The sequence below is a fragment of the Streptomyces sp. NPDC001852 genome (genome assembly GCF_042891825.1).
Lineage (GTDB): Bacteria > Actinomycetota > Actinomycetes > Streptomycetales > Streptomycetaceae > Streptomyces.
Genome location: NZ_JBIATN010000008.1, coordinates 185,821 through 210,026, shown reverse-complemented (window position 1 = coordinate 210,026; position 24,206 = coordinate 185,821). Strand labels below are relative to the sequence as shown.

At 70.6% G+C, this 24,206-nt stretch carries 23 protein-coding genes and 2 tRNA genes; 11 read left to right on the top strand and 14 right to left on the bottom strand.

Annotated features, from left to right (window positions below):
• Nucleotides 1–1,404 (top strand): amidase, encoded by a 1,404-nt coding sequence (locus ACFYZB_RS16515; RefSeq protein ID WP_388758896.1) that lies wholly within the window; start codon nucleotides 1–3, stop codon nucleotides 1,402–1,404.
• Here the strand turns inward: ACFYZB_RS16515 and ACFYZB_RS16510 are convergent.
• Nucleotides 1,385–1,879, bottom strand: a complete 495-nt coding sequence (locus tag ACFYZB_RS16510) for a DUF3830 family protein (RefSeq protein ID WP_351207289.1) — start codon at nucleotides 1,877–1,879, stop codon at nucleotides 1,385–1,387. The genes ACFYZB_RS16515 and ACFYZB_RS16510 overlap by 20 nt on opposite strands.
• 47 nt (nucleotides 1,880–1,926) lie before the next feature.
• Here ACFYZB_RS16510 and ehuB point away from each other — a divergent pair, with 47 nt between their 5' ends.
• The 6 genes from ehuB (at nucleotide 1,927) to ACFYZB_RS16480 (ending at nucleotide 6,126) form a co-directional block, all read left to right on the top strand.
• The gene (gene ehuB, locus ACFYZB_RS16505) at nucleotides 1,927–2,853 is read left to right on the top strand and encodes an ectoine/hydroxyectoine ABC transporter substrate-binding protein EhuB (protein WP_388758894.1); all 927 of its coding nucleotides are present in this window, start codon (nucleotides 1,927–1,929) and stop codon (nucleotides 2,851–2,853) included.
• On the top strand, nucleotides 2,850–3,569 hold the full coding sequence (gene ehuC, locus ACFYZB_RS16500) for an ectoine/hydroxyectoine ABC transporter permease subunit EhuC (RefSeq protein ID WP_388758892.1): 720 nt from the start codon (nucleotides 2,850–2,852) through the stop codon (nucleotides 3,567–3,569). The genes ehuB and ehuC overlap by 4 nt, the downstream gene beginning before the upstream one ends.
• Nucleotides 3,566–4,216, top strand: coding sequence for an ectoine/hydroxyectoine ABC transporter permease subunit EhuD (gene ehuD, locus ACFYZB_RS16495; protein ID WP_351207283.1), 651 nt, complete (start codon nucleotides 3,566–3,568; stop codon nucleotides 4,214–4,216). The genes ehuC and ehuD overlap by 4 nt, the downstream gene beginning before the upstream one ends.
• On the top strand, nucleotides 4,206–4,988 hold the full coding sequence (gene ehuA / locus ACFYZB_RS16490; protein WP_351207281.1) for an ectoine/hydroxyectoine ABC transporter ATP-binding protein EhuA: 783 nt from the start codon (nucleotides 4,206–4,208) through the stop codon (nucleotides 4,986–4,988). The genes ehuD and ehuA overlap by 11 nt, the downstream gene beginning before the upstream one ends.
• Nucleotides 4,989–5,198: 210 nt before the next feature.
• A complete protein-coding gene (locus tag ACFYZB_RS16485) occupies nucleotides 5,199–5,957 on the top strand; it encodes an IclR family transcriptional regulator (RefSeq protein WP_388758889.1) in 759 nt (252 codons plus the stop codon).
• A 95-nt stretch (nucleotides 5,958–6,052) separates the two neighbouring features.
• A tRNA-Lys gene (locus ACFYZB_RS16480) sits at nucleotides 6,053–6,126 on the top strand.
• Between the two features lie 56 nt (nucleotides 6,127–6,182).
• On the opposite strand, the gene ACFYZB_RS16475 is transcribed toward ACFYZB_RS16480, so the two are convergent.
• The 5 genes from ACFYZB_RS16475 to ACFYZB_RS16455 form a co-directional block, all read right to left on the bottom strand.
• Nucleotides 6,183–7,820 (bottom strand): AMP-binding protein, encoded by a 1,638-nt coding sequence (locus ACFYZB_RS16475; RefSeq protein ID WP_388758887.1) that lies wholly within the window; start codon nucleotides 7,818–7,820, stop codon nucleotides 6,183–6,185.
• 40 nt (nucleotides 7,821–7,860) lie between these two features.
• Entirely contained in the window at nucleotides 7,861–8,328 is a 468-nt protein-coding gene (locus ACFYZB_RS16470; RefSeq protein WP_388758885.1) for a DUF3592 domain-containing protein, read from the bottom strand.
• A 119-nt stretch (nucleotides 8,329–8,447) separates the two neighbouring features.
• Nucleotides 8,448–9,053 carry a lytic polysaccharide monooxygenase auxiliary activity family 9 protein gene (locus ACFYZB_RS16465; RefSeq protein WP_351207273.1) on the bottom strand — a complete coding sequence of 202 codons (606 nt, stop codon included), beginning with the start codon at nucleotides 9,051–9,053 and terminating at the stop codon, nucleotides 8,448–8,450.
• 111 nt (nucleotides 9,054–9,164) lie between these two features.
• Nucleotides 9,165–10,343: an SPFH domain-containing protein gene (locus ACFYZB_RS16460; RefSeq protein ID WP_388758883.1), complete on the bottom strand. Its 1,179-nt coding sequence runs from the start codon at nucleotides 10,341–10,343 to the stop codon at nucleotides 9,165–9,167.
• A 7-nt stretch (nucleotides 10,344–10,350) separates the two neighbouring features.
• Nucleotides 10,351–11,490: a peptidoglycan-binding protein gene (locus ACFYZB_RS16455; protein ID WP_388758881.1), complete on the bottom strand. Its 1,140-nt coding sequence runs from the start codon at nucleotides 11,488–11,490 to the stop codon at nucleotides 10,351–10,353.
• 185 nt (nucleotides 11,491–11,675) lie between these two features.
• On the opposite strand from ACFYZB_RS16455, the gene ACFYZB_RS16450 reads away from it, so the two are divergent.
• From ACFYZB_RS16450 to ACFYZB_RS16435, 4 genes are all read left to right on the top strand, one after another.
• Nucleotides 11,676–11,749 (top strand) — tRNA-Lys (locus ACFYZB_RS16450).
• Nucleotides 11,750–11,925: 176 nt separating this feature from the next.
• Nucleotides 11,926–12,675, top strand: coding sequence for a FadR/GntR family transcriptional regulator (locus ACFYZB_RS16445; protein ID WP_388758879.1), 750 nt, complete (start codon nucleotides 11,926–11,928; stop codon nucleotides 12,673–12,675).
• A gap of 270 nt (nucleotides 12,676–12,945) precedes the next feature.
• A complete protein-coding gene (locus ACFYZB_RS16440; RefSeq protein WP_388758877.1) occupies nucleotides 12,946–14,916 on the top strand; it encodes a glycosyltransferase family 2 protein in 1,971 nt (656 codons plus the stop codon).
• On the top strand, nucleotides 14,913–16,847 hold the full coding sequence (locus ACFYZB_RS16435) for a galactose oxidase-like domain-containing protein (RefSeq protein ID WP_388758875.1): 1,935 nt from the start codon (nucleotides 14,913–14,915) through the stop codon (nucleotides 16,845–16,847). The genes ACFYZB_RS16440 and ACFYZB_RS16435 overlap by 4 nt, the downstream gene beginning before the upstream one ends.
• Before the next feature lie 7 nt (nucleotides 16,848–16,854).
• On the opposite strand, the gene ACFYZB_RS16430 is transcribed toward ACFYZB_RS16435, so the two are convergent.
• From ACFYZB_RS16430 to ACFYZB_RS16395, 8 genes are all read right to left on the bottom strand, one after another.
• The gene (locus ACFYZB_RS16430; protein WP_388758873.1) at nucleotides 16,855–17,877 is read right to left on the bottom strand and encodes a glycoside hydrolase family 6 protein; all 1,023 of its coding nucleotides are present in this window, start codon (nucleotides 17,875–17,877) and stop codon (nucleotides 16,855–16,857) included.
• A 123-nt stretch (nucleotides 17,878–18,000) separates the two neighbouring features.
• Nucleotides 18,001–18,663, bottom strand: coding sequence for a class F sortase (locus ACFYZB_RS16425; RefSeq protein ID WP_388758871.1), 663 nt, complete (start codon nucleotides 18,661–18,663; stop codon nucleotides 18,001–18,003).
• Between the two features lie 9 nt (nucleotides 18,664–18,672).
• Complete coding sequence (locus tag ACFYZB_RS16420; RefSeq protein WP_351207258.1) at nucleotides 18,673–19,239, bottom strand: hypothetical protein; 567 nt, start codon at nucleotides 19,237–19,239, stop codon at nucleotides 18,673–18,675.
• Nucleotides 19,240–19,409: 170 nt separating this feature from the next.
• Complete coding sequence (locus ACFYZB_RS16415) at nucleotides 19,410–20,189, bottom strand: HAD-IIA family hydrolase (RefSeq protein WP_388758869.1); 780 nt, start codon at nucleotides 20,187–20,189, stop codon at nucleotides 19,410–19,412.
• A 306-nt stretch (nucleotides 20,190–20,495) separates the two neighbouring features.
• Nucleotides 20,496–21,551 (bottom strand): 2-aminoethylphosphonate ABC transporter substrate-binding protein, encoded by a 1,056-nt coding sequence (locus tag ACFYZB_RS16410; RefSeq protein WP_388758867.1) that lies wholly within the window; start codon nucleotides 21,549–21,551, stop codon nucleotides 20,496–20,498.
• Between the two features lie 47 nt (nucleotides 21,552–21,598).
• Entirely contained in the window at nucleotides 21,599–22,396 is a 798-nt protein-coding gene (locus tag ACFYZB_RS16405; protein WP_388758865.1) for an ABC transporter permease, read from the bottom strand.
• Entirely contained in the window at nucleotides 22,383–23,165 is a 783-nt protein-coding gene (locus ACFYZB_RS16400; RefSeq protein WP_388758863.1) for a 2-aminoethylphosphonate ABC transporter permease subunit, read from the bottom strand. Before ACFYZB_RS16400 ends, ACFYZB_RS16405 begins: the two co-directional genes overlap by 14 nt.
• Nucleotides 23,162–24,205 (bottom strand): ABC transporter ATP-binding protein, encoded by a 1,044-nt coding sequence (locus ACFYZB_RS16395; protein ID WP_388758861.1) that lies wholly within the window; start codon nucleotides 24,203–24,205, stop codon nucleotides 23,162–23,164. Before ACFYZB_RS16395 ends, ACFYZB_RS16400 begins: the two co-directional genes overlap by 4 nt.
• Nucleotide 24,206: the final 1 nt, after the last annotated feature.

Sequence of the window (24,206 nt, the reverse complement as noted above, 5' to 3'; positions counted from 1 at the left end):
ATGCAGCTCACCGACCTGACCGCCGTAGCGCTCCTCGACGGTTACCGCAAGGGCGAGTTCAGTCCCGTGGAGGCGACCGGGCAGGCCCTGGAGCGGGCCCGGCGGATCCAGCCGGAGGTGAACGCGTTCGTGCGGCTCACCGAGGAGGACGCGCTGGCCCGGGCGCGCGCGTCGGAGGAGCGCTGGCGGCGCGGCGAACCGGCCGGGCTGCTGGACGGCGTCCCGGTGACGGTGAAGGACATCCTCCTGCTGCGCGGCCACCCGACCCTGCGGGGCTCCAGGACGATCTCCGAGCAGGGCGAGTGGGAGGAGGACGCCCCCTCGGTGGCCCGGCTGCGCGAGCACGGAGCGGTGTTCCTGGGCAAGACGACGACCCCCGAGTTCGGGTGGAAGGGCGTGACGGACTCCCCGCTGACCGGGATCACCCGCAACCCGCACGACCACTCCCGCACCGCCGGCGGCTCCAGCGGGGGCAGCGCTGCGGCCGTGGCGCTCGGCGCGGGCCCGCTGTCGCTGGGCACGGACGGCGGGGGCAGCATCCGTATCCCGGCCGCGTTCTGCGGCATCTTCGGGCTGAAGCCGACGTACGGCCGGGTGCCCCTGTACCCGGCCAGTGCCTTCGGCACGCTCTCCCACGCGGGCCCGATGACCCGGGACGCGGCCGACGCGGCCCTGCTGCTGGACGTCATCGGCGCCCCGGACGCACGCGACTGGTCGGGCCTGCCGCCCGCGCCGGGCTCCTTCACGGAGGCGCTGAGGGGCGGCGTGCACGGCCTGCGGGTGGCGTACTCCCCGTCCCTGGGCGGCCAGGTCGCGGTCCAGCCGGCGGTCGCGGCGGCGGTACGGCGTACGGTGGCCCGCCTGGCCGACCTCGGCGCGTACGTCGAGGAGACCGACCCGGACTTCAGCGAGCCGGTGGACGCCTTCCACACCCTGTGGTTCAGCGGCGCGGCCCGGGTCACCGAGCGGTTCTCCCCGCGCAAACGGCAGCTGCTGGACCCCGGCCTGCGGGAGATCTGCGTGCGGGGCGCCCGCTACAGCGCCCTGGACTACCTGGCCGCCGTCGACGTCCGCATGGACCTCGGCCGGCGCATGGGCCGCTTCCACGAGCGCTACGACCTTCTGGTCACCCCGACCCTGCCGCTGACGGCCTTCGAGGCGGGCGTGGAGGCGCCGAGGGGCTCGACCCACCACCGCTGGACGGGCTGGACACCCTTCACCTACCCGTTCAACCTCACCCAGCAGCCGGCTGCCACGGTCCCGGTCGGGAAAGACGACCAGGGCCTGCCGGTGGGTCTCCAACTCGTCGCCGCCCGGCACCGGGACGACCTGGTCCTGCGGGCGGCGCACGCGCTGTACGAAGCCGGCCTTCCGCTCTCCGGCATCATGTCCGCCGGAAACTGAGCGTCTCCCCCGCCGCCCCGCCGCGCCACAGGTCGTTGCAGGCCTCGGCCATCGTCTCCAGGCCCTCCACCACCTGGCCCCACACGATCCCCGGCACCCAGCCCACGTCTCCGTTGAGGAGAAGGTTGTTGCGTTCGTAGAACAGGGCCAGGTCGACCACGGTGGTGCCGGGGCGGACCTCGCGGTCGTAGCCGTAGGCCCTGGTGCCCAGCTCGGTGCCGGCGAAGGAGAAGTAACAGAGGTCGCCGGGGATCGGGGTGACCGTGGGGTTCTCCAGTGGGGGTTCCGTGGAGGCGAACGGAGGGAAGAGGGCGTAGATCTCGTTGCGGGCGTATTTGGCGTGGTAGACGTCGCCCGCGAGGGGGAGCGCCTGCCATACCGCCTCGCAGGTCAGGGGCGCACGGTCGGTCAGCAGTCGTGCCGTGCAGTGCACGTCCCGCTTCTCGAGCGAGACGGTGACGAATCGATCGGCCATGGAAACCAGGGTGCATAGCCCGGATCCGCTTGGGTAGCCGCGCCGCCATGGCTCCACCACTTGGGAACGACGCACACACATTCCGGTCGGGACTCAGACACAGCGGGCACACCCGGCGCTCGGTGCTCGGCGGCCTCGCCGCCCTCGGCGTGCTGGGCGCGGCGGGCTGCTCCCGGGTGGCCGAGGTGTCCGGCAAGGAGGGCGGCGACCTGCTCGAACGCCTCCGCGCCCAGGGCGTCGTACGGCTCGGGATCGCCGGTGAGATCCCCTTCGGGTACATCGACAAGGACGGCCATCTCACCGGTGAGGCACCCGAGCTCGCCAAGGTGATCTTCAAGCGGCTCGGCGTCGGCAGGGTGCAGCCGGTGCCGACCGAGTTCGGCTCGCTGATCCCGGGACTCAACTCGCAGCAGTTCGACGTCGTGGCGGCCGGGATGTACGTCAATCCGGAGCGCTGCCAGCAGGTGATCTTCGCCGATCCGGACTACCAGATGCTGGACTCGTTCATCGTCCGCAAGGGCAACCCGCTGGGGTTGCACTCCTACAAGGACGTCGTCGCGAAGAAGGCGAAGTTCGCCACCGGCACCGGATACGCGGAGATCCAGTACGCGGTCGAGGCCGGGTACAAGCAGGGCGACATCCTGATCGTCCCGGACCAGGTCGCCGGGCTGAACGCCGTCGAGGCGGGGCGCGTCGACGTCTTCGCCGGTACGGCGCTCACCACCCGGGAAGTGGTGAAGAAGTCGGCCAGGACGGAGGCCACCGCGCCCTTCGCGCCGCTGGTCAAGGGCAAACCGCACGTCGACGGCGGCGCGTTCGCGTTCCGGCCGACCGAGACCAAGCTGCGGGACGCCTTCAACGTGGAGCTGCGCAAGCTGAAGAAGAGCGGCGAGCTGTTCCGGATACTTCGGCCCTTCGGGTTCACCAAGGCCGAGATGACCGACCTCACCGCGAAGGAGCTGTGCGGCGGATGACCTCGGGACTGTGGGAACTCGTACTGAAGGGCGTCTGGACGACCGTCCAGCTGCTGGTGTTCGGCGCCCTGCTGGCCGCCGCCGTGTCCTTCGTCGTCGGTATCGCGCGCACGCACCGCCTGTGGATCGTGCGCTTCCTCGCCGGCCTCTACACCGAGGTGTTCCGCGGCACCTCGGCGCTGGTGATGATCTTCTGGGTGTTCTTCGTGCTGCCGGTCGCCTTCGGCTGGCAGCTGGTGCCGATGTGGGCCGGCACGCTGGCGCTCGGGATGACGTACGGCGCGTACGGCTCGGAGATCGTGCGCGGCGCGCTGAACGCGGTGGACCCGGCGCAGAAGGAGGGCGGCATCGCGCTCGGCTTCACGCCCTGGCAGCGGCTGCGGCTGATCGTGCTGCCGCAGGCGGTGCCGGAGATGATCCCGTCCTTCTGCAACCTGCTGATCGAGCTGCTCAAGGGCACCGCGCTGGTCTCGCTCATGGGCATGGGCGATCTGACGTTCAGCGCGAACCTCGTGCGGCTGGCGTTGCAGCAGAGCGCGGAGATCTACACGTACGTGCTGCTGATCTACTTCGCGATCGCCTTCGTCCTGACGCGGCTGATGCGCTCGCTGGAGAAGCGGCTGAAGGCCGGGATCGGCAAGGACGCCGGAACGTTCTCGGCGGCGCGTGAGCTCAAGCGCGCGCAGACGACCGGAGTGGGGGGTCGGGTCGCATGAAGTGGGACTGGAACGCCGTGAGCGACTTCATGCCGGACTTCTGGCAGGGGTTGCTGGTCACCCTGGAGGCCGTGGCCCTGGGCTCGCTGCTCTCCTTCACCCTCGGTCTGGTGTGGACGCTGCTGATGCGGACGCCGAGCCGGTGGGTGCGCTGGCCGGTGGGTGTGGTCACGGAGTTCGTGCGCAACACCCCGCTGCTGGTGCAGCTGTTCTTCCTGTTCTATGTGCTGCCCGAGTGGGGCGTGACCTTCTCGGCGCTGACCACCGGCGTCTTCGCGATCGGCCTGCACTACTCGACGTACACGATGCAGGTCTACCGGGCCGGCATCGAGGCGGTGCCGGCCGGCCAGTGGGAGGCGGCGACCGCGCTGAACCTGCCACGGCGGCGGACCTGGACCGTGGTGATCCTGCCGCAGGCGATCCGCCGGGTGGTCCCCGCGCTCGGCAACTACGTGATCGCCATGCTCAAGGACACCCCGATGCTGATGACGATCACCGTGCTGGACATGCTCGGGCGCGCCCGGCTCTTCTCCCAGCAGCACTTCCAGTTCACCGAGCCCCTGACCGTGATCGGGGTGGCCTTCATCCTCATCTCCTACCTGGCCTCCCTTCTGATGCGAGCCCTGGAGCGACGCCTTGTCCGTTGAGACCCGTCCGCAGCCCTCCCTCACCGACTCCCAGCCGACCGAGCTGATCCGCCTGGAGAACGTCACCAAGCGGTTCGGCGCCAACACCGTGCTCGACCGGCTGGACTTCTCCGTCGACGCCGGCCGGCACGTGACCCTGATCGGGCCCTCCGGCTCCGGCAAGACCACGATCCTCAGACTGCTGATGACCCTCACCAAGCCGGACGAGGGCACCATCACCGTCGACGGGGAGCAGCTGTTCCCGGCGCCGGAGAAACAGGTCCGGGAGGTCCGCAAGAAGATCGGGATGGTGTTCCAGCAGTTCAACCTGTTCCCGAACATGAGCGTGCTGCGGAACATCACCGAAGCGCCGGTGCAGGTCCTCGGCATGTCCAAGGACGAGGCCGAGGAGCGGGCCCGGGAGCTGCTGGAGCTGGTCGGGCTGGCCGACAAGTGCGACGCGAAGCCCACCCGCCTCTCCGGCGGACAGCAGCAGCGGGTCGCGATCGCCCGTGCGCTGGCGATGCGGCCACGGGTGCTGCTGCTGGACGAGGTGACCTCCGCGCTCGACCCGGAGCTGGTCGCGGGCGTGCTCGACCTGCTCAGGGACATCGCCCGCAGCACCGACATCACCATGCTCTGTGTGACCCACGAGATGGGTTTCGCCCGGGACATCTCCGACCAGGTGCTGATGTTCGACGGCGGCCGGGTGATCGAATCGGGTTCCCCGGACAAGATCTTCACCGAGCCCGAGCAGGACCGCACCCGGGAATTCCTCAGCGCGGTCCTGTGACCACGGGGCGTGAATCCGGCAGATCCCGAGGTCCAGCCGCTGGGTCATGACTTTGGCATATGCCAGAGGGTCTGCGCCGCAGTTGGGAGGGGTCAGGCGGGCGAAGAATCTCGCCAACCCCCTCTCCCTGCACCGGGTTTGCCCGTTATCGTGGTAGCGATCCGCCGACCGGATCTCGCGGCCCAAAAAGGCGAGCGCAGGGGGACCACCGTGGCGCTGATGAACGAGCCGACCGCCCCGTACCACTCGGCCCAGGACGCCCTGCGCGTGCTGGAGACCGTCGCCCGCCACTCCGCCGGCATCACCGACACCGAACTGGCCCGCCACACCGGCCTCGGCCCCGAGCGGCTCACCGCCCTGCTGCGCATGCTGCGCCGGGAGGGCTATGTCGAGCAGATCACCGACGGGGCGTACGTCACCGGCGACACCCTGCGCCGCCTCACCTCCGCGCACGACCGGGAGCGGGCCGTGCGCGAGAAGCTCCAGCACACCCTGGACCGGCTGCGCGACTCGGTCGGCGCGGCGGTCTACATGAGCCGCTACGTCGACGGCGAGGTCAGGGTCACCCAGTACGCCGCCGGGCCCACCACCCCGGCGGTCAACGAGTGGGTCGACTTCCGCTACTCCGCCCACGCCACGGCGGTCGGCAAGAGCCTGCTCACCCAGCTCGACCACAACGGCCGCCGCGACCATCTCTCCCGGCACAAGATGGCCCGCCTCACCTCGCGCACCATCACCAGCGACAAGCTCCTGCTCTCCCGTCTGGAGTCCCAGCCGCCGACGGTGCCGGTCCTGGACCTCCAGGAGTACGCGATCGGCACGGTCTGCGCGGCGGTCCCGATCACGGCGGGCTCGTCGGTGGGCTGCCTGGCACTGTCGCTTCCCGTGGAGCACGCGCACCGGCTGAAGCAGGCGGCGGAGACCCTGAACCGCAACGCCGCGCCGGTCCTCCTCTCGCTCACGATCTAGTTCCCACGGGGTGGTCACAAGCACCCCTCCGGACCAGGTAGTATTTTCTTCGTCGCCAGCCGAGGAAGACAAAATCCGAGGTCGGCGGGAGTCATGCGCCGCTAGCTCAGTTGGTTAGAGCAGCTGACTCTTAATCAGCGGGTCCGGGGTTCGAGTCCCTGGCGGCGCACGATGACGATGGCGAGCCACGTCCGCAAAAAGCGCGGACCTGGCTCGCCATCTCTGTTATTGCGCGGCTTCGCCGCGCGAAGTGGGGGCTTCGCCACCCACACCCCCTTCCGCATCCTCAGCGGCGAGAAGCCGGTACCCGCCCTCCCCCGCCGGCCGCCACCACACCGGATCGGCGCACGCGTACCCCTCCCTCCTGAGCAGTGCCCGGTGGATCTTGTTCGTGGCCGTCACCGGCATCCGCTCCACCACCCGCACGAACCGGGGCGCCATCTTCGTCCCCAGATCGGGCTGGGCCGCCAGGAACTCCGCGAAGCCCGCCGGATCGAAGCTCCCGGCGATGGTCGCCATCACCTGGTCCCCGGTCACCGGGTCCGGCACCCCGTAGACGGCGACGGCCACCGCGCCCTCGTACCGGGCGACGATGTTCTCGATCATCGCGGCGGCCAGGTTCTCCCCGTCGACACGGATCCTGTCATCCGTACGGCCCGCGAAGTACAGATAGCCGTCGGCGTCCCGGTAGAACAGATCACCGGTCCAGTACGCGCCACCCCTGCGCCGCTCGGCCTCGGCGGCCGGGTTCCGCCAGTACCCCTCGAAGGGGTTCGGGCCCCGGTTCACCAGCTCGCCTATCGCCCGCTCCCCGTTGAGCAGGCGACCGGCGGAGTCGAACACGGCCGGCGGGCACTCGCGCCCGGTGGCCGGGTCGAGGACCACGAGTCCGGGCTTCGCCGGTCCCACCGCACCCGCCGGGGTCCCCCGCGCCCACTGGATCGCCGCGCCGCCCTCGGAGGAGCCGTAGCCCTCGACCAGCCGGACCCCGAACCGCCGCTCGAAGGCCGCCGCGTCCACCGCGCCGGCCTCCGTGCCGAAGCCGAGCCGCAGGGGGTTGTCGCGGTCGTCGGCCCGCTCCTCGGTGGCGAGGACGTACTGGATGGCCCGCCCGACATACGTGAAGTACGTCGCCCCGTACCGGCGCACATCGGACAGGAACCCGGACGCCGAGAACCGCCGCCGCAGCGCGACCCCCGCGCCGGCGGCCAGCGCGGGCGCCCAGTCGGCGATCACGGCGTTGCCGTGGAACATCGGCATGCAGACGTAGTGCACGTCGTCCGCGCCCACCCCGAACTGCCGCACCAGCGCCTGTCCGGCCGCCGCCAGCCGGCCCTGGGAGCACAGGGCGGCCTTGGGGGCGCCGGTCGACCCGGAGGTGAAGTACAGCAGCAGCCGGTCGGCGGGCGCGGCGCGCGACGGATCGGGTACGGCACCGGCGTAGGGGGCGAGGAGGGTGCCGTACTCCTCGCCGTCCGTCACGAGGACCCGCACCCCCGGCAGCTCGAGATCGGCGAGCAGGGGCAGGTGGGCCCGCTCGGTGACCAGGAGCGGGCACTCGGTGTGCAGGATGTCCCGGGCCAGTTCGGATCCGCGGCGGGTGGGGTTGATCCCGGCGACGGCCGCGCCGGCCAGGGCGGCGGCGCCGAGCCAGAGCGGGAACTCCTCGGTGTTGTCCAGGAGCACGCCGACATGCGGTACGGCACCCGGTGGCAGCAGGTCGGCCAGCAGGGCGGCCCGCGCGGCGGCGCCCGCCGCGAACTGGTGCTGCGTCAGCGCTCGTTCGTCGCTCTTGAGTCCCGGGCGGTGATCCCCCCACCGCGCCGCGACCAGCTCCGCGACCGTGCGTGCCGTGGACTCCATGACAGCGCACGGTAGCTGACGCTGTGTCAGATGGGGAGGGTCACGGCGTCGGGACGCCGGAGTCCGAGAACATCGTGTGGGCGGTGGCGAGGAAGAAGACGCAGAAGGCGATGGCCGCCCCGAGGAAGGCCACCCCGAAGCCGGTGCCGGCGGCCAGCCTGGCGGGCGCCGGCGGGCGCGCGGTGGCCCGCTGGGGCTGCTCCGGCAGATACCGCACGGTGACGAAGTCGCCTTCCATGACGGTCGCCGGGCCGCCCTCCTCCTCGAAGCGGACCGCGTGGCCTTCGCAAGTGGTGAACTCGTAGACGTGGTGCAGGGTCGTCCGCACGGACGTGTCCCCGCCGCCCCCGCTGGTCGTCGTGTACATCCGCAGGCAGCGGGCCTCGGCGGTCAGACCGTGCGCCCAGGTCCTGCCGATCCGCCGGGCGCGGCGCAGCATCAGGAAGGCGGCGTGCCCGAGGCCGACGATCATGACGGTGGGCAGGGCGTAGAAGAAGAGCTCGAACATGCGGTTCCCCCGAGGTCCGGTACGCCGTCCCCCTCGGTCGGCGTGCGAGGAACGTACCCGGCGGTAGGGGCGCCCGGCCTCAAGGGAACCTCAGTTTCCGTGCCGTGGCGGAACGGGCCTCAGAAGGTGACGTCCGAGCAGGCGTAGAACGCGTTGCCCGTGTCGGCGATCGTCCACACCGCGAGGATGACGTGGTGCCCGCTCAGCCCGGTCGGCAGGGTGCCGGTGTGGCTGAGGGTGGCCGGCGGTCGCTGGCCGTTGTACGGGACGGTCAGGAACGGGGTGAGGTCGAGATCCGAGCGGGACAGGGCGTGGCTCTGGTTCCAGCCCTGCTTGGTGACGAAGTACTTGAAGTCCGTCGTGGCGTGCTGGGCGGTGAACTGCCAGCGGAAGGTGTACGTCTGGCCGCCCGTCACCCTGGTCGTGGGCCAGGCCGCGCCGGACGGTGTGGTCGGCGAGCTGAGCTGGGCGAACCGGCTCAGGCCGCCGTTGCAGATCTGGCCGTCGGCGGGCCCCGCGGCCGGGAATCCCTTGGGGCCCTCGACGCTCTGCGGCTCGTACTGGATGTCGCCGCAGCCCGTCACCGTGCCGTTGGCGCAGAGCTTCTGCCTGCTGATGGGGAGGTCGGTGTAGCCGTGCCCGCTGGCGCCGCCGGTGGAGAGCGCGAACGCTCCGGCGGTCATCACGCCCAGCACGACCGCGGACAACTTGGTCCTGGTGTGCATACTGCCGCTCCTGGAGAACGTGGGGAGTTCGGTGAGCTGTGCAGGTAGGTCTAGACCAAGTCCCAGATTATTGCCGTTAGTTGAACATGTCCATACCAACTCCGCCCCTCGCTACAACGCCTCCCCGCGCCCCGAGCAGAAGGCGACCGTCAGGTCCCGCACCAGCGCCTTCCGCTCGTAGTCGTCGAGTGCGACCAGACCGCGCGCGGTCAGCCGGGTCACCATGTCCTCCACCGAGTCCACCACCGCACTGAGCGTGTCGGCCCGCTGTTGGGCGTCCAGCCGGGCGATCCGGCGCCGGTGCATCGCGGCCGCGACCTCGGGGGCGTACTCCGCCCGGAGCGGCCGCACCGAGAGCACCTCCATGCCGACCGGCGCGGTCTCCTCCGCCACCAGCCGGGTCAGCGCGTCCCCGGCCGCCGTCAGCCCACCCTGCGTCGCGGCCACCGGCTCCACCGGCACCCGCGCCAGCGCCGCCTCCACGCACTCCCGCAGATACGCCTCGTGGTCCTCGACGCCGAGCACCGCCCGCGCGGTGTCCCGCATCCGCCACACCACCTGCACCACCACTCCGAGCGCCATCCCGTCGGGATCCGCCGCCGGGATAGCCTCGCTGCGCCAGTGCCGCAGCCGCACATCGACCCGGCGCCGCCACAACAGGGGGTTCACCCAGAGCAGCCCGGTGCGCCGTACCGTCCCGCGGTAGCCGCCGCACAGGCCGAGCACCCAGGCCCGCCCGGTCCGCCCCCTGGCCAGCCCGCCGAAGCCGAGCATCCCCAGCGCCCCCGCCCCCGCGTACGCCGCCCACTGCGCCGGGCCGAGCCCCGCACCCAGGGATGCGGGCAGCCGCAACGCCTCCACCACGGCCGGCGGCAGCAGCCCCGCCCACCAGGAGGTCACCAGACAGCCGGTGATCCCGGACGCCCCGGCCAGCACGCCGGCCGCCCCCGGCAGCACCCGTGCCGGGCGCTCCACCAGTTCCGGGTCCACCTCGGGCAGCGACCGGCGGCACACCGGCTCGGGGTGTTCGGAGCTTTTGCTGTGCTTGGTGTGCTTGGTGTGTTTGGGGCACGGCTGTTCACCGGTGGCCCGCCGACGGGCCACCACGGCGGGCTTGAGCGGCACCTTCACCGGGTTCAGCGGGTCGGGGTCGTCGCGGAAGAGCAGATGGACGGGGATCTCGGTGGTCGACCCTCCCGGGAGCAGCCGGGCCGGACGCCCGACCGACTCCAGGGCGTCCTCCGGTTGCCCCTCGGATTCGGGCGGTGTGTGCGACGTGGTCGTACCCATGCGTACCTCAGGCGCTCGTCACGTCGTCAAGGTTCGCGTCGGCGAACAGGCGGCGCCAGGTCTCCGGGCCCGGGTGGCCGTCCGCCGCGCCGCCGCGCCAGCCCTGGGCGCGCTGGAAGGCCTCCACCGCGCGGCGGTGCCCTTCGCCCCAGCGCGGGCCGGGACCGGTGGCGGCATAGAACGTGTCGAAACCTTTCTCCATCAGTCGGCGGCCCAGTTGCGTGATGTACGCGTTCTCCTGGCCCGGACGGAAGTAGCCCCGGCCGGGATAGCCGGACACCCCGTGCGAGGCGGGCACCACCCGCGAGGCAGGCACCCCCCGCGGGGCGAGCGCTCCCTGCACGTCGGGCGCATCCTGCGGCTCGAGCGACCCCTGCGATGCCGACTGCGGGCCCTCCTTGCCGACGGTCACACCCTTGTAGCGGTAGGGGACGTACTTGTCGGTGTTGCTCCAGTAGGGATACGGGGTGGCCTGGCTCCGGGTGTGCGGGGGTGTCTGCTCGTAGACCGTGTAGGTGGTGTGCTTGTCATCCGTCCAGCCACCGAAGATCACCACGTGAGAGCCCTGCTCGGGGTTGTCGGGGTTGTGGTACAGCAGGATGTCGCCGGGTTCGAGCTCATCCTTGGTGATCTTCGTGCCGAACTGGTCGAGGCTGCCCGTCCATTCGTTGGTCCCCAGGTTCCAGGCCATGGAGACATAGCCGGAGCAGTCCTGCCGGTAACCGTCGGACCAGTACTTCTCCATGCTGTACGGCACCTTTGCCGCCACCCAGACCTTGGCCCGGTCGATGATCTGGGCCCGGGTGGTGGCGGGGATGGGGACCGCGCCGGGATCGGCCGGCTTGCCCGCCTCGCCGTGCAGCCGGGCCCGGCCGCCCTGGGGGGTGTCGGTCCCGCCGTCGTCGCCGTCGCCGTCGCCGGGAGCGTGGGCGCGCCCCGCGGCGGGGTGGCCAGGGGCGAGGGCGGCGGCCGGGGCGGTCGCGCCGAGCACGGCGGACGCGGCGGCGACGGCCACGATCGCACAGGCCACCGAGCGGGCGCCGGTACGGCCGGACGACGGGCCGCGGCGGGTCAGGCGCCCTTCGACGCAGCCGGGGCAGTCGCAGTCGGCGGCGGGGTCGATCTCTTCGAACACCGGAGCCGTCATGCGATCTACCTCACATTCATGGGGGATTTGTCCGTGAGTGTCCACGAAGATCAGTTTCCCAATGGCCCATGGCTCCGCCACTTTGACGGTCCGAATGATGTACACACATCTCCGGGCCACCGGTCGGCCATCCGGGGTGGTCACAGGCACCCGCAGACGTCAGGTAGAGTTGTCTCCGTCAGCAGGCGCCGCTAGCTCAGTTGGTTAGAGCAGCTGACTCTTAATCAGCGGGTCCGGGGTTCGAGTCCCTGGCGGCGCACGATGACGATGGCGAGCCACGTCCGCAAAAAGCGCGGACCTGGCTCGCCATCTCTGTTTTTGCGCGGCTGCGCCGCGCGAAGTGGGGGCTTCGCCACCCACACCCCCTACTGCAGTGGCCGGCACCGTGCGGCCGGAACAGGGCCCTCCCCCCGACTGGCCGGATACCCTCTCGCCATGGCAGCCCGGGACCTCCAGGAGCGGATCAAGAAGCTGATCGTCGACCGGCGGCTGCCCTCGGGCGCCCCGCTGCCGACCGAGCCCGAGCTGATGGAGTACCTCGGCGCGAGCCGGAACTCCGTGCGCGAGGCGCTGAAGGCGCTGCAGGCGATGGGGATCGTGGAGATCCGGCACGGGTTCGGGACGTACGTCGGTTCGATGTCGTTCGCGCCCATGATCGAGGGGCTGGCCTTCCGCACCGTCGCCGGGCACTACCGGGGCGAGGACTCCCTGCTGCAGCTGCTGGAGCTGCGCGAGGCCGTGGAGACCGGGCTGGTCTCGCGGCTGGCCGGGCGGCTGCCCGAGGCGGACCTCGTCGAACTGGACGCCCTCGTCCGACGCATGGAACAGCAGGCCGCGGAAGGAGCCGGACTCGCCGAGACCGACCGGGCCTTTCACGCCACCCTCTACCGGGGGCTGGACAACGTGTTGCTGAGCGAGGTGCTGGAGGCGTTCTGGGACGCCTTCCACCGGGTGCAGCGGGATCTGGTGGACGTGCCGCAGGACCCCAGGGTCACCTGCCGCCAGCACCGGGAGATCCTGGACGCGGTCCGGTCCGGCGACGCGCTGCGCGCGGAGGAGGCCATAAGGGATCACTTCGGCAACATCCGCGTCCGCCTCTCCGCCACCGGCACACCCCGGCCGTCCGGGACCACCGGCGCGTCCCCGTCTCCCGAGCCCCACGCGCGCCACAATGAACGGGTTTGACCGGTAAACACGGTGTTTCGCGTCTTGCGATCATGCGGAGCGCCGTAGAACCCTTGGGTGTCCAAGCTGCCGCTGTTTGGCGGGAGTTGGGGGGATGCAAACGGTTGCCGGACGGCGGGGAGGGGGCCCCGCTCATGAACCGATGCCGAGGGGGGCATCGATGCGACCGAAAGGTCGCCGTTCCCTGTCCATGAGGTGGGGAAGGCGTGGGGACGGCGAGCCACCACAGCGACAGAACACGCGGTGACCTGCGTGTGGGGGGAATGACCCATGACGTCGACGCCGACGGGCGCCGGACAGAGCCACGTTCACGACGACCCGTCACAGACCACACAGCTCAGGGTGATCGGCCACCGGACGGGCCAGTTACACCGGATCAGGAAGAGCCTGCCGAGATACGACTACGAGCACTACAGCCGGCTCGCGGGCCCCCTCACCCAGCCCGACCCGAGCACGCCGTACCGGGTGCGGTACCGGTCGCTGCTCTCGCAGGAGCCGCACCGCCTCCGTGCCGCGCTCATGCTGGGCGCGGCCCCGATCCTCTCCCTGGTCCTGCTGTTCTGGCTGCTGCAGCCCGAGCACTGGACCGAACGCGACTATCCCGCCCACGACTTCCTGCCGGCGCTCGACGTCGTCATGCTCGTCTCGATCGGCCTGATCGAGTTCTTCCGCTGCATGAACGTACTGTCCAACGCGCACGCCACCCTCGTCGCCCGCGACCCGGTCCCGGTGGTCCCCGAGACCGGTACCAGAGTCGCCTTCATCACCACCTTCGTGCCCGGCAAGGAGCCGCTGGAGATGGTGACGAAGACCCTGGAGGCCGCGGTCAGGCTGCGTCACCGGGGGCTGCTGCACGTGTGGTTGCTGGACGAGGGCGACGACCCGGCCGTCAAGGAGGTCTGCGCCCGGCTCGGCGTGCACCACTTCACCCGCAAGGGAGTGGAGAGGTGGAACCGGCCCAAGGGGCCGCACCGCGCGAAGACCAAGCACGGCAACTACAACGCCTGGCTGGAGGCGCACGGCGACGACTACGACTTCTTCGCCTCGGTCGACACCGACCACGTGCCGCTGCCCAACTACCTGGAGCGGATGCTCGGTTACTTCCGCGACCCGGACGTCGGCTTCGTCATCGGCCCGCAGGTGTACGGCAACTACGACACGTTCGTCACCAAGGCCGCCGAGTCCCAGCAGTTCCTCTTCCACGCCCTGATCCAGCGCGCCGGCAACCGCTACGGCGCCCCGATGTTCGTCGGCACCTCCAACGCCGTGCGCATCAGCGCCATCAAGCAGATCGGCGGCCTGTACGACTCCATCACCGAGGACATGGCGACGGGCTTCGAGATGCACCGCGCCAAGAACCCCGCGACGGGCCGGAAGTGGAAGTCGGTCTACACCCCGGACGTGCTCGCGGTCGGCGAGGGCCCGAACGCCTGGACGGACTTCTTCACCCAGCAGCTGCGCTGGTCCCGGGGCACGTACGAGACGATCCTCAAGCAGTACTGGAAGGGCCTGTTCACGCTGGGGCCGGGCAAGCTCTTCAACTACACGATGATGATCATCTTCTACCCGATGTCCGCCCTCAACTGGATCCTGGCCGCCCTGAGCTGCGCGCTCTTCCTGGGCCTGGGCGCCTCGGGGGTGAACATCGACCCGACCGTGTGGCTGATGCTGTACGGCAACGCCTCCGCGCTGCAGATCGGCCTCTACATCTGGAACCGGCGGCACAACGTCTCCCCGCACGAGCCGGAGGGCTCCGGCGGTGTCGCGGGCATGGTGATGTCCGCCCTGTCCGCGCCGATCTACGCACGCTCCCTGATGGACGCCGTACTGCGCCGCAAGAGCAAATTCGTGGTGACGCCCAAGGGCGAGTCGGCAAGCCCCGACACGCTGTTCGGGACGTTCCGGGTCCACTGGTTCTTCATCCTGGTCTTCGCCGGCTCGCTCGCCGCCGGCTTCGCGTTCGGGCACTCCCACCCCGCGATGATCACCTGGGCGTGCTTCGCCCTGCTGATCACGGCCTCGCCGATCCTCGCCTGGCGGTACACGCTGCGGCAGGAGAAGAAGCGGCCGAAGCCGGCGGCGCCGGCCCCCGCGGTCGCCGAACCGCAGGACGCGGTGCCCGCACCGTACGCGGCCCACCTGCCGCCCAAGCGGCCCACCTGGGCGGACGGGGGCCGCGGCGGGCAGGACGAACAGACCATGCAGATCGCCCTGGGCGGACTGGGGGGACCTAAGGAATGAAGGACCAGGCCGGCCGCCGTCGCGCTCGCAGGCTCGCGATCGGTGCGGCGGTGGTACTCGCGCTGGCCGGGATGAACGGGCCGTGGGTCTATCGCTTCGCGACCGCGCAGTACCACCAGTACAAGATCAACAGACCCGAGTACAAGGCCGAGAACGGCCACTGGGACATCATCGAGTTCCCGCCGGAGTACCGCCAGGACACCATCCACGCCGCGCTCCTGCACACCGGCAAGGTGCTGCTGGTCGCCGGCTCGGGCAACAACCAGGACAACTTCAATCAGAAGAAGTTCGACACCCGGATCTGGGACCCGGTCAAGGGCACGATCAAGAAGATCCCCACGCCCAACGACCTGTTCTGCACCGGCCACACCCAACTGGCCAACGGCAATCTGCTGATCGCGGGCGGCACCAAGCGGTACGAGAAGCTCAAGGGCGACGTCAAGAAGGCCGGCGGCGTCATGATCCTCTACAACGAGAACCCGGACAAACCGATCACGCTGCCGGCGGGCAGCAGGTTCACCGGCAGGCAGAACGGCAGGACGTTCGTCTCCCAGGACCCGGTCCTGGTCCCGCGCGCCACGAAGGTCTTCGACAGGAGCGGCAAGTGGCTGCGGAACAACCCCGGTTACGGCCGGGTCTACGTCGAGGCCCCGCGCGAGGGCACCCAGTACGAGACCGGCACCCAGGACAACTACCGGATCCAGGGCCTGACCGGCGCCGACGCGCGCAACACCTACGGCATCGCGCAGAAGCTCGCCCTCGACAAGAAGGACTTCGAGGGCATCAAGGACGCCTACGAGTTCGATCCGGTCGCCGAGCGGTACATCAAGGTCGACCCGATGAACGAGGCCCGCTGGTACCCGACGCTCACCACGCTGTCGGACGGCAGGATCCTCAGCGTCTCCGGCCTGGACGACATCGGTCAGCTGGTGCCGGGCAAGAACGAGGTCTTCGACCCGAGGACGAAGAAGTGGACGTACACGAGGACGGTCCGGCAGTTCCCCACGTATCCGGCGCTGTTCCTGATGCAGAACGGGAAGATCTTCTACTCGGGTTCGAACGCGGGGTACGGACCGGACAACGTGGGCCGTGAGCCGGGCATCTGGGACGTCGACACCAACACGTTCACCAAGCTGCCCGGGCTGAGCGACCCGAACGTGATGGAGACGTCCGGGACGGTGCTGCTGCCTCCGGCGCAGAACGAGAAGTTCATGGTGATCGGGGGCGGTGGCGTCGGTGAGTCGAAGCTGTCCAGCAAGAAGACCCGGCTGATCGACCTGCAGGCGAAGAACCCGCACTTCGTGGACGGGCCGGAGCTGGAGAAGGGCACGCGGTATCCGCAGACCTCGATCCTGCCCGACGACACCGTGCTGGTCTCCGGCGGTTCGGAGGACTACCGGGGGCGCGGCGACTCCAACATCCTCCAGGCGCGGCTGTACCACCCCGACAGCAACAGCTTCACCGAGGTCGCCGATCCGCTGGTGGGCCGGAACTACCACTCCGGGTCGATCCTGTTGCCGGACGGACGGGTGATGTTCTTCGGTTCCGACTCGCTGTACGGCGACAGGGCGAACACCAAGCCGGGCAGGTTCGAGCAGCGGATCGAGATCTACACGCCGCCGTATCTGTACCGGGATGCGCGGCCGACGCTGAGCGGTGGCCCCCAGACCGTCGCGCGGGGTGCGTCGGGGACGTTCACCTCGGATCACGCGTCGAGCATCAAGAAGGTGCGGTTGATCCGGCCGAGCGCGTCGACGCACGTGACGGACGTCGACCAGCGGTCGATCGCCCTGGACTTCAGGACCTCCGGGAACAAGATCACGGTGACGGTGCCGAAGAACCGGAACCTGGTGACCTCCGGGTGGTACATGCTGTTCGTGGACGACGACCAGGGGACGCCGAGCAAGGCGCAGTGGGTGAGGGTTCCCTAGGGCCGGGTCACTTGCTGTTCTCGGCGAGGGCGAGCGCATAACTCGCCCACCAGTCCCCCGCCTTCGGGCCCCCCTTGCACGTGCCGTCCGACTCCCCCGGGCGCTTGACCCACAGGTAGGCGTCCACCAGGGGGTCGGCCGTCTTCGTCGTCGGGGTTTCCCCCAGGGCCCGGCCCGGCGGGTTGCACCAGCGCTGGGCCGGGTCGCCCTGGGTGTAGGGGCCGTTGCCGTTGCGGCTGGTGTCGATGACGAAGTGCTTGTTGCCCACCTTCGCCGAGAGCTGCTTGCCGTAGGCGATGGAGTCCTGGGTGGAGTAGAAGTTGGAGACGTTGACGGAGAAGCCGTCGGCCTGGTCGATGCCGGCCTGCTCCAGGGGCCGGTAGATCTGGTCGGGGTGGCCCCAGCCGGCGTTGCCCGCGTCCAGGTAGACCTTGGTGTTCTTCAGGGACTTGAGCCGCGCGACCGCGCCCTTGAGGAGGTCGTAGCGCTCCTCGTGGAACCGGTCCGGGGTGCAGCCGTCGACGAGGTGGAGTACGGCGTCCGGTTCCAGGATCACGATGGCGGGGCGGTCCTCGATGCCCCGGGCCACACCGTCGATCCAGGCGCGGTAGGCGTTGCCGTCGGCGGCTCCGCCTTCGGAGTACTGACCGCAGTCGCGGTGCGGGATGTCGTAGAGGACGAGCAGGGCCGTGCGGTCGGACTGCTGGGCGGCCTCGGTGAAGCCGCGCGCCTCCTTCTCCGGGTTCTCCGGGCCGATCCACTCCCCGACCGGTTGCTCGGCGATCTTGCGGATCTGCGCGGCCTCCGTCTTCCTGCCGGACTTCTCGTAGGCGGCGAGCCAGCGGGCCGCGGTGCCGTCCGGGTTGACCCAGAACGGGTCGGCGGCCTTGGGCTGTTGGGTGATCCGGGCCCCCGGGTCGCCGCTGTCGTCCCCGCCGCCGGAGGAGCATCCGGTGAGCAGCAGTGCCGCCCCCAGCACCCCGGCCGCCGACGCCCGCGCGGCAGCACGGGCCCCCCTGCTGTCGTACATGCGAATCCCCCCTGGTCCCCCCTGGGCGCACCGGTCCGGGTGCCAATCCTGGCATATCCACCCGCTCCGTCACGAGGTCGCGAGGTCGCGCGGCGGGGCGTACGGGGTGGAGTTGTACGGGGGTCAGCGGGTGGTTCCCGTGAGGTATGCGGAGACCACGACGTTGGCCATATAGCTGTGGGTGGTGCGGTCGAAGGAGCCGCCGCAGGTGATCAGGCGGAGCTCGGCGCGGCCCGGCCGGTGGGGGCCGTAGGCCTGGTGGGCGTCGAAGCCGGCGCGGGGCAGGACGCGGACGTCGTCGATGGTGAACCGGGCCACCTGGCCGTCGGAGCGGACCACCCGGACCGTCTCGCCGGGCTTGAGGGTGCTGAGCTTGTAGAAGACCGCGGGCCGGGTCGTGGTGTCGACGTGCCCGACCAGGAGTGCCGTGCCCCTGGCGCCGGGTGCGGTGCCGGCGCCGTACCAGCCGACCACGCCCGGCTGGTCGAACGGGGGCGGGTCGACGGCGCCCTGGGCGTCCAGGCCCCGGCTCACCACCGGTGCCGTAACGCCCAGCTGGGGGATGTCGACGCGCTGGGGCACGGCGCTGCCGAGCGGCTTGGCCGGGCTGGGCAGCCGGGCGGTCTCGGCGGGTGCGAACAGGTTCCCCGTGGCGGGGCCGTCCGGGGTGTGCGGTACGCCGGTCAGGCCGCGCCCCCACAGCCACAGCCCGAGCAGCAGCACCGCCCAGGTCAGGCAGGTGACGGCGCGCTCGGTGCCGGTGGTGCGCGCCTGGTCCTCGGACATGGGCCGGGCTCAGCGGGTGCCGCGGCCCCGGCGGGCGCGGAGCCCGACGGCGACCGCCGCGATCCCGGCGAGGACCAGGCCGGTCACCGTCTGGGCGGTGTCGGGGCCGGACTCGGTGGTGGCCACGGTGGCGAAGTGGGCGGTGCCGCCGCCGCCCGCGGGGACGGGGGCGACGGGCGAGGCGGCCCCGGCGGGCGGGCGGCCGGGATCGGCGTACTGCGCGGTTCCCCGGTCGGGCGCCGTCCCCCTGCCGACCACCGTGATCTTCCCGGTGATCACGTAGTCGGCGCAGGTGATCCTGATGTCGTAGGCGCCCGGTTTGAGGGAGGAGCGGACGCGGGTCTCGCCGGCCAGAGTGCCCTGTGCGCCGGTCAGCCGGGCGTCGGTGACGAACGCGGCCGAGACGGCGGTGCCCTGCGGCCCGGAGCAGCCGTGGACCCGCAGGGACACGTCGGTGCCGGGCGCGGGGGCGGCGGGGGTCACGGAGACCGAGCCCGAGTCGGCCGCGTGGGCGGCGGGGGCGAACGCGGCGGCGGCCAGGATTCCGGTACAGAGAGTGAGGCGTAGTGAGCCCATCGTGAACCTCCAGTTACCAGGAGGCTCCCCCGCGCCGGGCGCCTCCGCATCCTCGGAAGGCACCCGATTGCTCCGAACGGGTGGAAGGAGGTTTGAAAGAACCAGGTCAGAACCGATCGGGGGTTGGTCGATTCAGGTCACATCCTGGCCAGGCCCTGGTCAGATCCGGGTCAGACCAGGTCTACCAGGTCCGCGATGGAGTCGGCGACCTGCGAGGGGCGGAAGGGGTAACGGTCGACGTCGTCGGGCTGGGTGACGCCGGACAGCACCAGGAAGGTGCGCATTCCGGCCTCCAGACCCGCGAGGACGTCGGTGTCCATGCGGTCGCCGATCATCGCGGAGGTCTCGGAGTGGGCCCCGATGGCGTTGAGCCCGGCACGCATCATCAGCGGGTTGGGCTTGCCCACGAAGTACGGCTTCTTGCCGGTCGCGGCGGTGATCAGGGCGGCGACCGAGCCGGTGGCGGGCAGGTCGCCCTCGGTGGACGGGCCGACGTTGTCCGGGTTGGTGGCGATGAACCGGGCTCCGTCGTTGATCAGCCGTACGGCCTTGGTCAGCGCCTCGAAGGAGTAGGTGCGGGTCTCGCCGAGGATCACGAAGTCGGGGTCGTGGTCGGTGAGGATGTAGCCGATGTCGTGCAGCGCCGTGGTCAGACCGGCCTCGCCGATGACGTAGGCGCTGCCGCCGGGCCGCTGGTCGTCGAGGAACTGGGCCGTGGCCAGCGCAGAGGTCCAGATATTCTTCTCGGGCACGTCCAGGCCCATCCGCCGCAGCCGGGCGTGCAGGTCGCGGGCGGTGTAGATGGAGTTGTTGGTCAGCACCAGGAAGGGTCGCCCGGACTCCCGCAGCTTCTTCAGGAAGGCATCGGCGCCGGGGATCGGAACGCCCTCGTGGATCAGGACACCGTCCATGTCGGTGAGCCACGACTCGATCGGCTTGCGGTCTGCCATGCTGTGCGTCTCCTGGCGTGCGTACGGTCAAGAAAGCGGGGCGGGAAAGCGGGGGCGCCGGAACCACGGCGTACCGACGCCCCTCAGCCTAGTCAGACCTGCGTGATCCGTACCCCGTCGATCGCCCGGTACCTGTGACACCGCCCCCGGCGGGACCAGGGGCGGTGCGGGTGGGATGCGGTGCTTGGTGGCCGGCGGTCGGGCAACTCCCCAGGGGCGCGGGGAACTGCGCGACCAGCCGCGACGGCGGAGGCGCGTACACACGGCGGAGCGGCCCCCCTGTCAACGGCTGAAGCCCCGCAGGGATCAGCTTCCGGTCGCCGACTTCCAGTCCTCGACGTACGACGTGAGGTTCTTGTCGATGTCGTTCCAGTCCGGTTCGAACACCTCCACGCCGTCCATCAGCCGGGCGAGGGCGACGGCGTTGGTGTCGGTGGCCTTGACGTCCCGGCGGGCGGCGAAACCGCCGCCGATCCCGCTGACCTCCTGCTGCTGCTTCTGCGCCAGCATGAAGTCGAGCAGCTTCCTGCCGTTCTCGCCGTGCGGGGCCTTGGTGACCAGGCCGGCCGCGTACGGCAGGGCGAAGGTGGTGGGCCTGCCGTCCTTCCCGGCCGGGAACCAGATGCCGAGGTGGGGCATGGTCTTGGACTGGGCGTAGTTCATCTGCACATCGCCGTTGGCGACGAGCAGTTCGCCCTTGTCCACCTTGGGTGCGAGCTTGCCGGTGGAGGCGGAGGGGCCGACGTTGTTGGCCTGGAGCTTCTTCAGGTAGGCGAGGGCCTGCTCCTTGCCGCCGAAGTCGTGGACGGCCTTGATGAGGACGGCGGTGCCGTCACCGGCGACGCCCGGGGTGGAGTACTGGAGCTTGTTCCGGTACCTGCCGTCGAGCAGTTCGTCCCAGGTCTTCGGGGCCCGCTTCAGATCCTTCGTGTTGTAGACGAACCCGAAGTAGTTGTTGACGACGGAGGTCCAGGTGCCGTCGGCGGCCTTGTCGGCGCCGCCGACCCGGCCCGCGTCCTTCGGCTCGTACTTCTGCAGCAGGCCCTTGCTGTCGGCCTGCTGGATGAACGGCGGCAGGGTGACCAGCACGTCGGCCTGCGGGTTGCTCTTCTCGCGGACGGCGCGCTGCACCATCTCGCCGGAGCCGCCCTCGACGTACTTGACCTTGATGCCGGTCTGCCTGGTGAAGTCGGCGAAGACCTTGTCGTACCAGCCGTCGCCGTTCTCGCCCTTGAGGCCGTCGGCGCTGTAGACGGTGACGGACTTGGCATCGGAGGCGGCGGAGGAGCCGCCGCAGGCGGACAGCACGGGGGTGGCGAGCAGGGCGAGGGCTACGGCGAGCGGGAGGCGGTTTCCGGGCATGGCGAGGCGAACTCCTGGCGGTGTCGGGGGATTGAGGGAGGTGGGGGTCAGCGGTACGACGCCCGGGTGCGGACCCGGGAGACGGCGAACAGGACGAGCAGGGTCGCGGCCATCAGCACCACGGCGACGGCGGAGCCGGTGAACAGGGCGCCGCGGTCGGTGGCCGCGTAGACCAGCACGGGCAGCGGGGTCCAGTCCGGCGGGTAGAGCATCATCGTGGCGCTCAGCTCGCCCATGGACAGGGCGAAGCAGAGGCCGGCGGCGGCGGTGAGGGAGGGCAGCAGCAACGGCAGCCGAACCCGCCACAGCACGTACGACGGCCGGGCGCCGAGGGAAGCGGCGGCCTGTTCGTAGGCCGGGTCGAGGCGGGTGATCGCCGCCGACACGGACTGGTGGGCGAAGGCGGTGACCAGCACGGTGTGGGCGAGGATCACGATCCACCGGGTGCCGTTGAGCAGCAGTGGCGGCCTGGAGAAGGCGACCAGGACGGACAGGCCGACCACGACCGACGGCACGGCGACCGGCAGCACGAACAGGGCGTCCATGAGCCGCCGGTGCCGCCTCTTCAGGGCGGCGGCGGCCAGCGCGGCCCAGGTCCCGGCGGTCAGCGCGAACAGACTGGCCGCGGTGGCGGTGAGCAGGCTGGTGGCGAGGGCCTGCAGGGCCTCGCCCCGGGTCGCCGCATGGTAGTTGGCGGCGGTCATCCCCGAGGGCAGGACGCCGGACCAGTGGGTGGCGAAGGAGGCGCCGAGCACGACGAGCAGGGGCAGGGCGAACACCGGCACGAACAGGACGAGGAACACCGCCCACACGGCCCGCCTGGCCCCACGGCTATGCACCAGCACGACGGCTCACCACCCGGTAGAGGCCGTAAAGACCCACGGAGATCAGGACGTTGACGACGGCGACCACACACGCGCCCGGGTAGTCGGACTCCAGGATCGCCTTGCCGTAGACGAGCATCGGCAGGGTGGTGACCCCCTTCGCGCCGGTGAACAGCACGATCCCGAACTCGTTGAGACACAGCACCAGGACGAGGCTCCCGCCCGCCGCGAGCGCCGGCAGCGCCTCCGGCAGGATGATCCGCCGGACGATGCGGGGTGCCCGCGCACCCAGTGAACTCGCCGCCTCCAGCTGTGCGGTGTCCAGCTGCGAGAACGCGGCGAGCAGCGGCCGCATCACGAACGGCGTGAAGTAGGTGACCTCCGCCAGCAGCACACCCCAGGGGGTGGTGAGGAACTGGAAGGAACCGATGATGCCGGTGCTGCCGTAGAGGAACAGCAGTGCCAGCGTGATGAGGAAGGACGGGAAGGACAGGTACACGTCGATGAACCGCGCCACCGCCCTCGCCCCGGGGAACGGTACGAACGCGATGACCAGCGCCAGCAGGAATCCCAGGACCAGGCATCCGGCGGTGGCGGACAGCGCCAGCCAGACCGTGGTCCACAGCGCGTTCCGGAAGCCTTCGGAGGCGAAGACGTCCGCGTACGGCTGCAGGGAGATGCCTCCGCTGTCGGGCCGGAAGGACTGCTGGACGACGAGGGCGAGGGGGTAGAGGAAGAAGAGGGCCAGGAGAGCCACGGGCGGAAAGGCCCACAGCAGCCGCCTGCTCATGAACCCACCCCCGCGGGCAGCAGCACCGCGTCCTCGGCGGCGAAGTGCAGGCTCACACGGTCCCCGCGCCGGGGCGGGTCCTTCAGCTCCCGTACGTCCGCCGTCACCGCGTGCCCGTCGACCTCGACGTACAGCCGGTGCGTGGCACCCCGCCACTGGATCTCGCTGACCGTGCCGGTGAGCCGGTTCGGCCCCTCCCCCAGCCCGATCAGATGCGGCCGTACGCACAGCGTGGCCCGCGCCCCCGCGGCCGCTTCCCCCGTGTCGACCTTCAGCCCGGTCCCCGCGAAGTCGACGCCCCCGGCACCGACCGTCACCGGCAACAGGTTGGCACCGCCCACGAAGGAGGCCGTGAACGCGCTCCGCGGTGCCCGGTACAGCTCGCGAGGGGTCCCGCACTGCTGAAGCCGCGCCGCGTCCATCACCGCGATCCGGTCGGCCAGCGTCAGCGCCTCGACCTGGTCGTGGGTGACGTAGAGCATCGACACGTCCGGCAACTCCCGGTGCAGCCGGGCGAGTTCGGCCAGCATCCCGGAGCGCAGCCGGGCGTCCAGCGCGGACAGCGGCTCGTCCAGGAGCAGCACGTCCGGCCGGACGGCCAGCGCGCGGGCGATGGCGACCCGCTGCTGCTGCCCGCCGGACAGCTCACGCGGATGCCGGCGGGCGTACGCGGCCATGCCGGTCATCTCCAGCGCCTCGGCGACCCGTTGCCGTATCTCGCTCTTGGCCGTCCGGCGTGCCCTGAGCCCGAACGCCACGTTCTCGTCCACCCGCATGTGCGGGAACAGCGCGTAACTCTGGACGACCATCCCGATGCCCCGCCGGTACGGCGGCAGGTCCGTCACGTCCCTGCCGCCCAGGAGCACCCGCCCGGACACGGGCCGTACGAACCCGGCGACCGCCCGCAGTGCGGTGGTCTTGCCGGAGCCGGACGGCCCGAGCAGCGCCATGACCTCGCCGGGCTCGACGGTCAGATCGAGCGCGTCGAGAACGACGTTGCCGCCGTAGGCGACGGTGACGGAGTCGAAGCGGATGCCCATC

What these genes read in the sequence shown, in the direction of transcription:
- ACFYZB_RS16510 (WP_351207289.1), bottom strand. Translation starts at nt 1,879, where the DNA reads ATGGCCGATCGATTCGTCACCGTCTCGCTCGAGAAGCGGGACGTGCAC.
- ACFYZB_RS16425 (WP_388758871.1), bottom strand. Translation starts at nt 18,663, where the DNA reads ATGTCCGAGGACCAGGCGCGCACCACCGGCACCGAGCGCGCCGTCACC.
- ACFYZB_RS16430 (WP_388758873.1), bottom strand. Translation starts at nt 17,877, where the DNA reads ATGTACGACAGCAGGGGGGCCCGTGCTGCCGCGCGGGCGTCGGCGGCC.
- ACFYZB_RS16515 (WP_388758896.1), top strand. Translation starts at nt 1, where the DNA reads ATGCAGCTCACCGACCTGACCGCCGTAGCGCTCCTCGACGGTTACCGC.
- ACFYZB_RS16455 (WP_388758881.1), bottom strand. Translation starts at nt 11,490, where the DNA reads ATGACGGCTCCGGTGTTCGAAGAGATCGACCCCGCCGCCGACTGCGAC.
- ehuC (WP_388758892.1), top strand. Translation starts at nt 2,850, where the DNA reads ATGACCTCGGGACTGTGGGAACTCGTACTGAAGGGCGTCTGGACGACC.
- ACFYZB_RS16410 (WP_388758867.1), bottom strand. Translation starts at nt 21,551, where the DNA reads ATGCCCGGAAACCGCCTCCCGCTCGCCGTAGCCCTCGCCCTGCTCGCC.
- ACFYZB_RS16445 (WP_388758879.1), top strand. Translation starts at nt 11,926, where the DNA reads ATGGCAGCCCGGGACCTCCAGGAGCGGATCAAGAAGCTGATCGTCGAC.
- ACFYZB_RS16435 (WP_388758875.1), top strand. Translation starts at nt 14,913, where the DNA reads ATGAAGGACCAGGCCGGCCGCCGTCGCGCTCGCAGGCTCGCGATCGGT.
- ACFYZB_RS16460 (WP_388758883.1), bottom strand. Translation starts at nt 10,343, where the DNA reads ATGGGTACGACCACGTCGCACACACCGCCCGAATCCGAGGGGCAACCG.
- ehuD (WP_351207283.1), top strand. Translation starts at nt 3,566, where the DNA reads ATGAAGTGGGACTGGAACGCCGTGAGCGACTTCATGCCGGACTTCTGG.
- ACFYZB_RS16475 (WP_388758887.1), bottom strand. Translation starts at nt 7,820, where the DNA reads ATGGAGTCCACGGCACGCACGGTCGCGGAGCTGGTCGCGGCGCGGTGG.
- ACFYZB_RS16420 (WP_351207258.1), bottom strand. Translation starts at nt 19,239, where the DNA reads ATGGGCTCACTACGCCTCACTCTCTGTACCGGAATCCTGGCCGCCGCC.
- ACFYZB_RS16395 (WP_388758861.1), bottom strand. Translation starts at nt 24,205, where the DNA reads ATGGGCATCCGCTTCGACTCCGTCACCGTCGCCTACGGCGGCAACGTC.
- ACFYZB_RS16470 (WP_388758885.1), bottom strand. Translation starts at nt 8,328, where the DNA reads ATGTTCGAGCTCTTCTTCTACGCCCTGCCCACCGTCATGATCGTCGGC.
- ACFYZB_RS16415 (WP_388758869.1), bottom strand. Translation starts at nt 20,189, where the DNA reads ATGGCAGACCGCAAGCCGATCGAGTCGTGGCTCACCGACATGGACGGT.
- ACFYZB_RS16465 (WP_351207273.1), bottom strand. Translation starts at nt 9,053, where the DNA reads ATGCACACCAGGACCAAGTTGTCCGCGGTCGTGCTGGGCGTGATGACC.
- ACFYZB_RS16440 (WP_388758877.1), top strand. Translation starts at nt 12,946, where the DNA reads ATGACGTCGACGCCGACGGGCGCCGGACAGAGCCACGTTCACGACGAC.
- ACFYZB_RS16400 (WP_388758863.1), bottom strand. Translation starts at nt 23,165, where the DNA reads ATGAGCAGGCGGCTGCTGTGGGCCTTTCCGCCCGTGGCTCTCCTGGCC.
- ehuB (WP_388758894.1), top strand. Translation starts at nt 1,927, where the DNA reads ATGGCTCCACCACTTGGGAACGACGCACACACATTCCGGTCGGGACTC.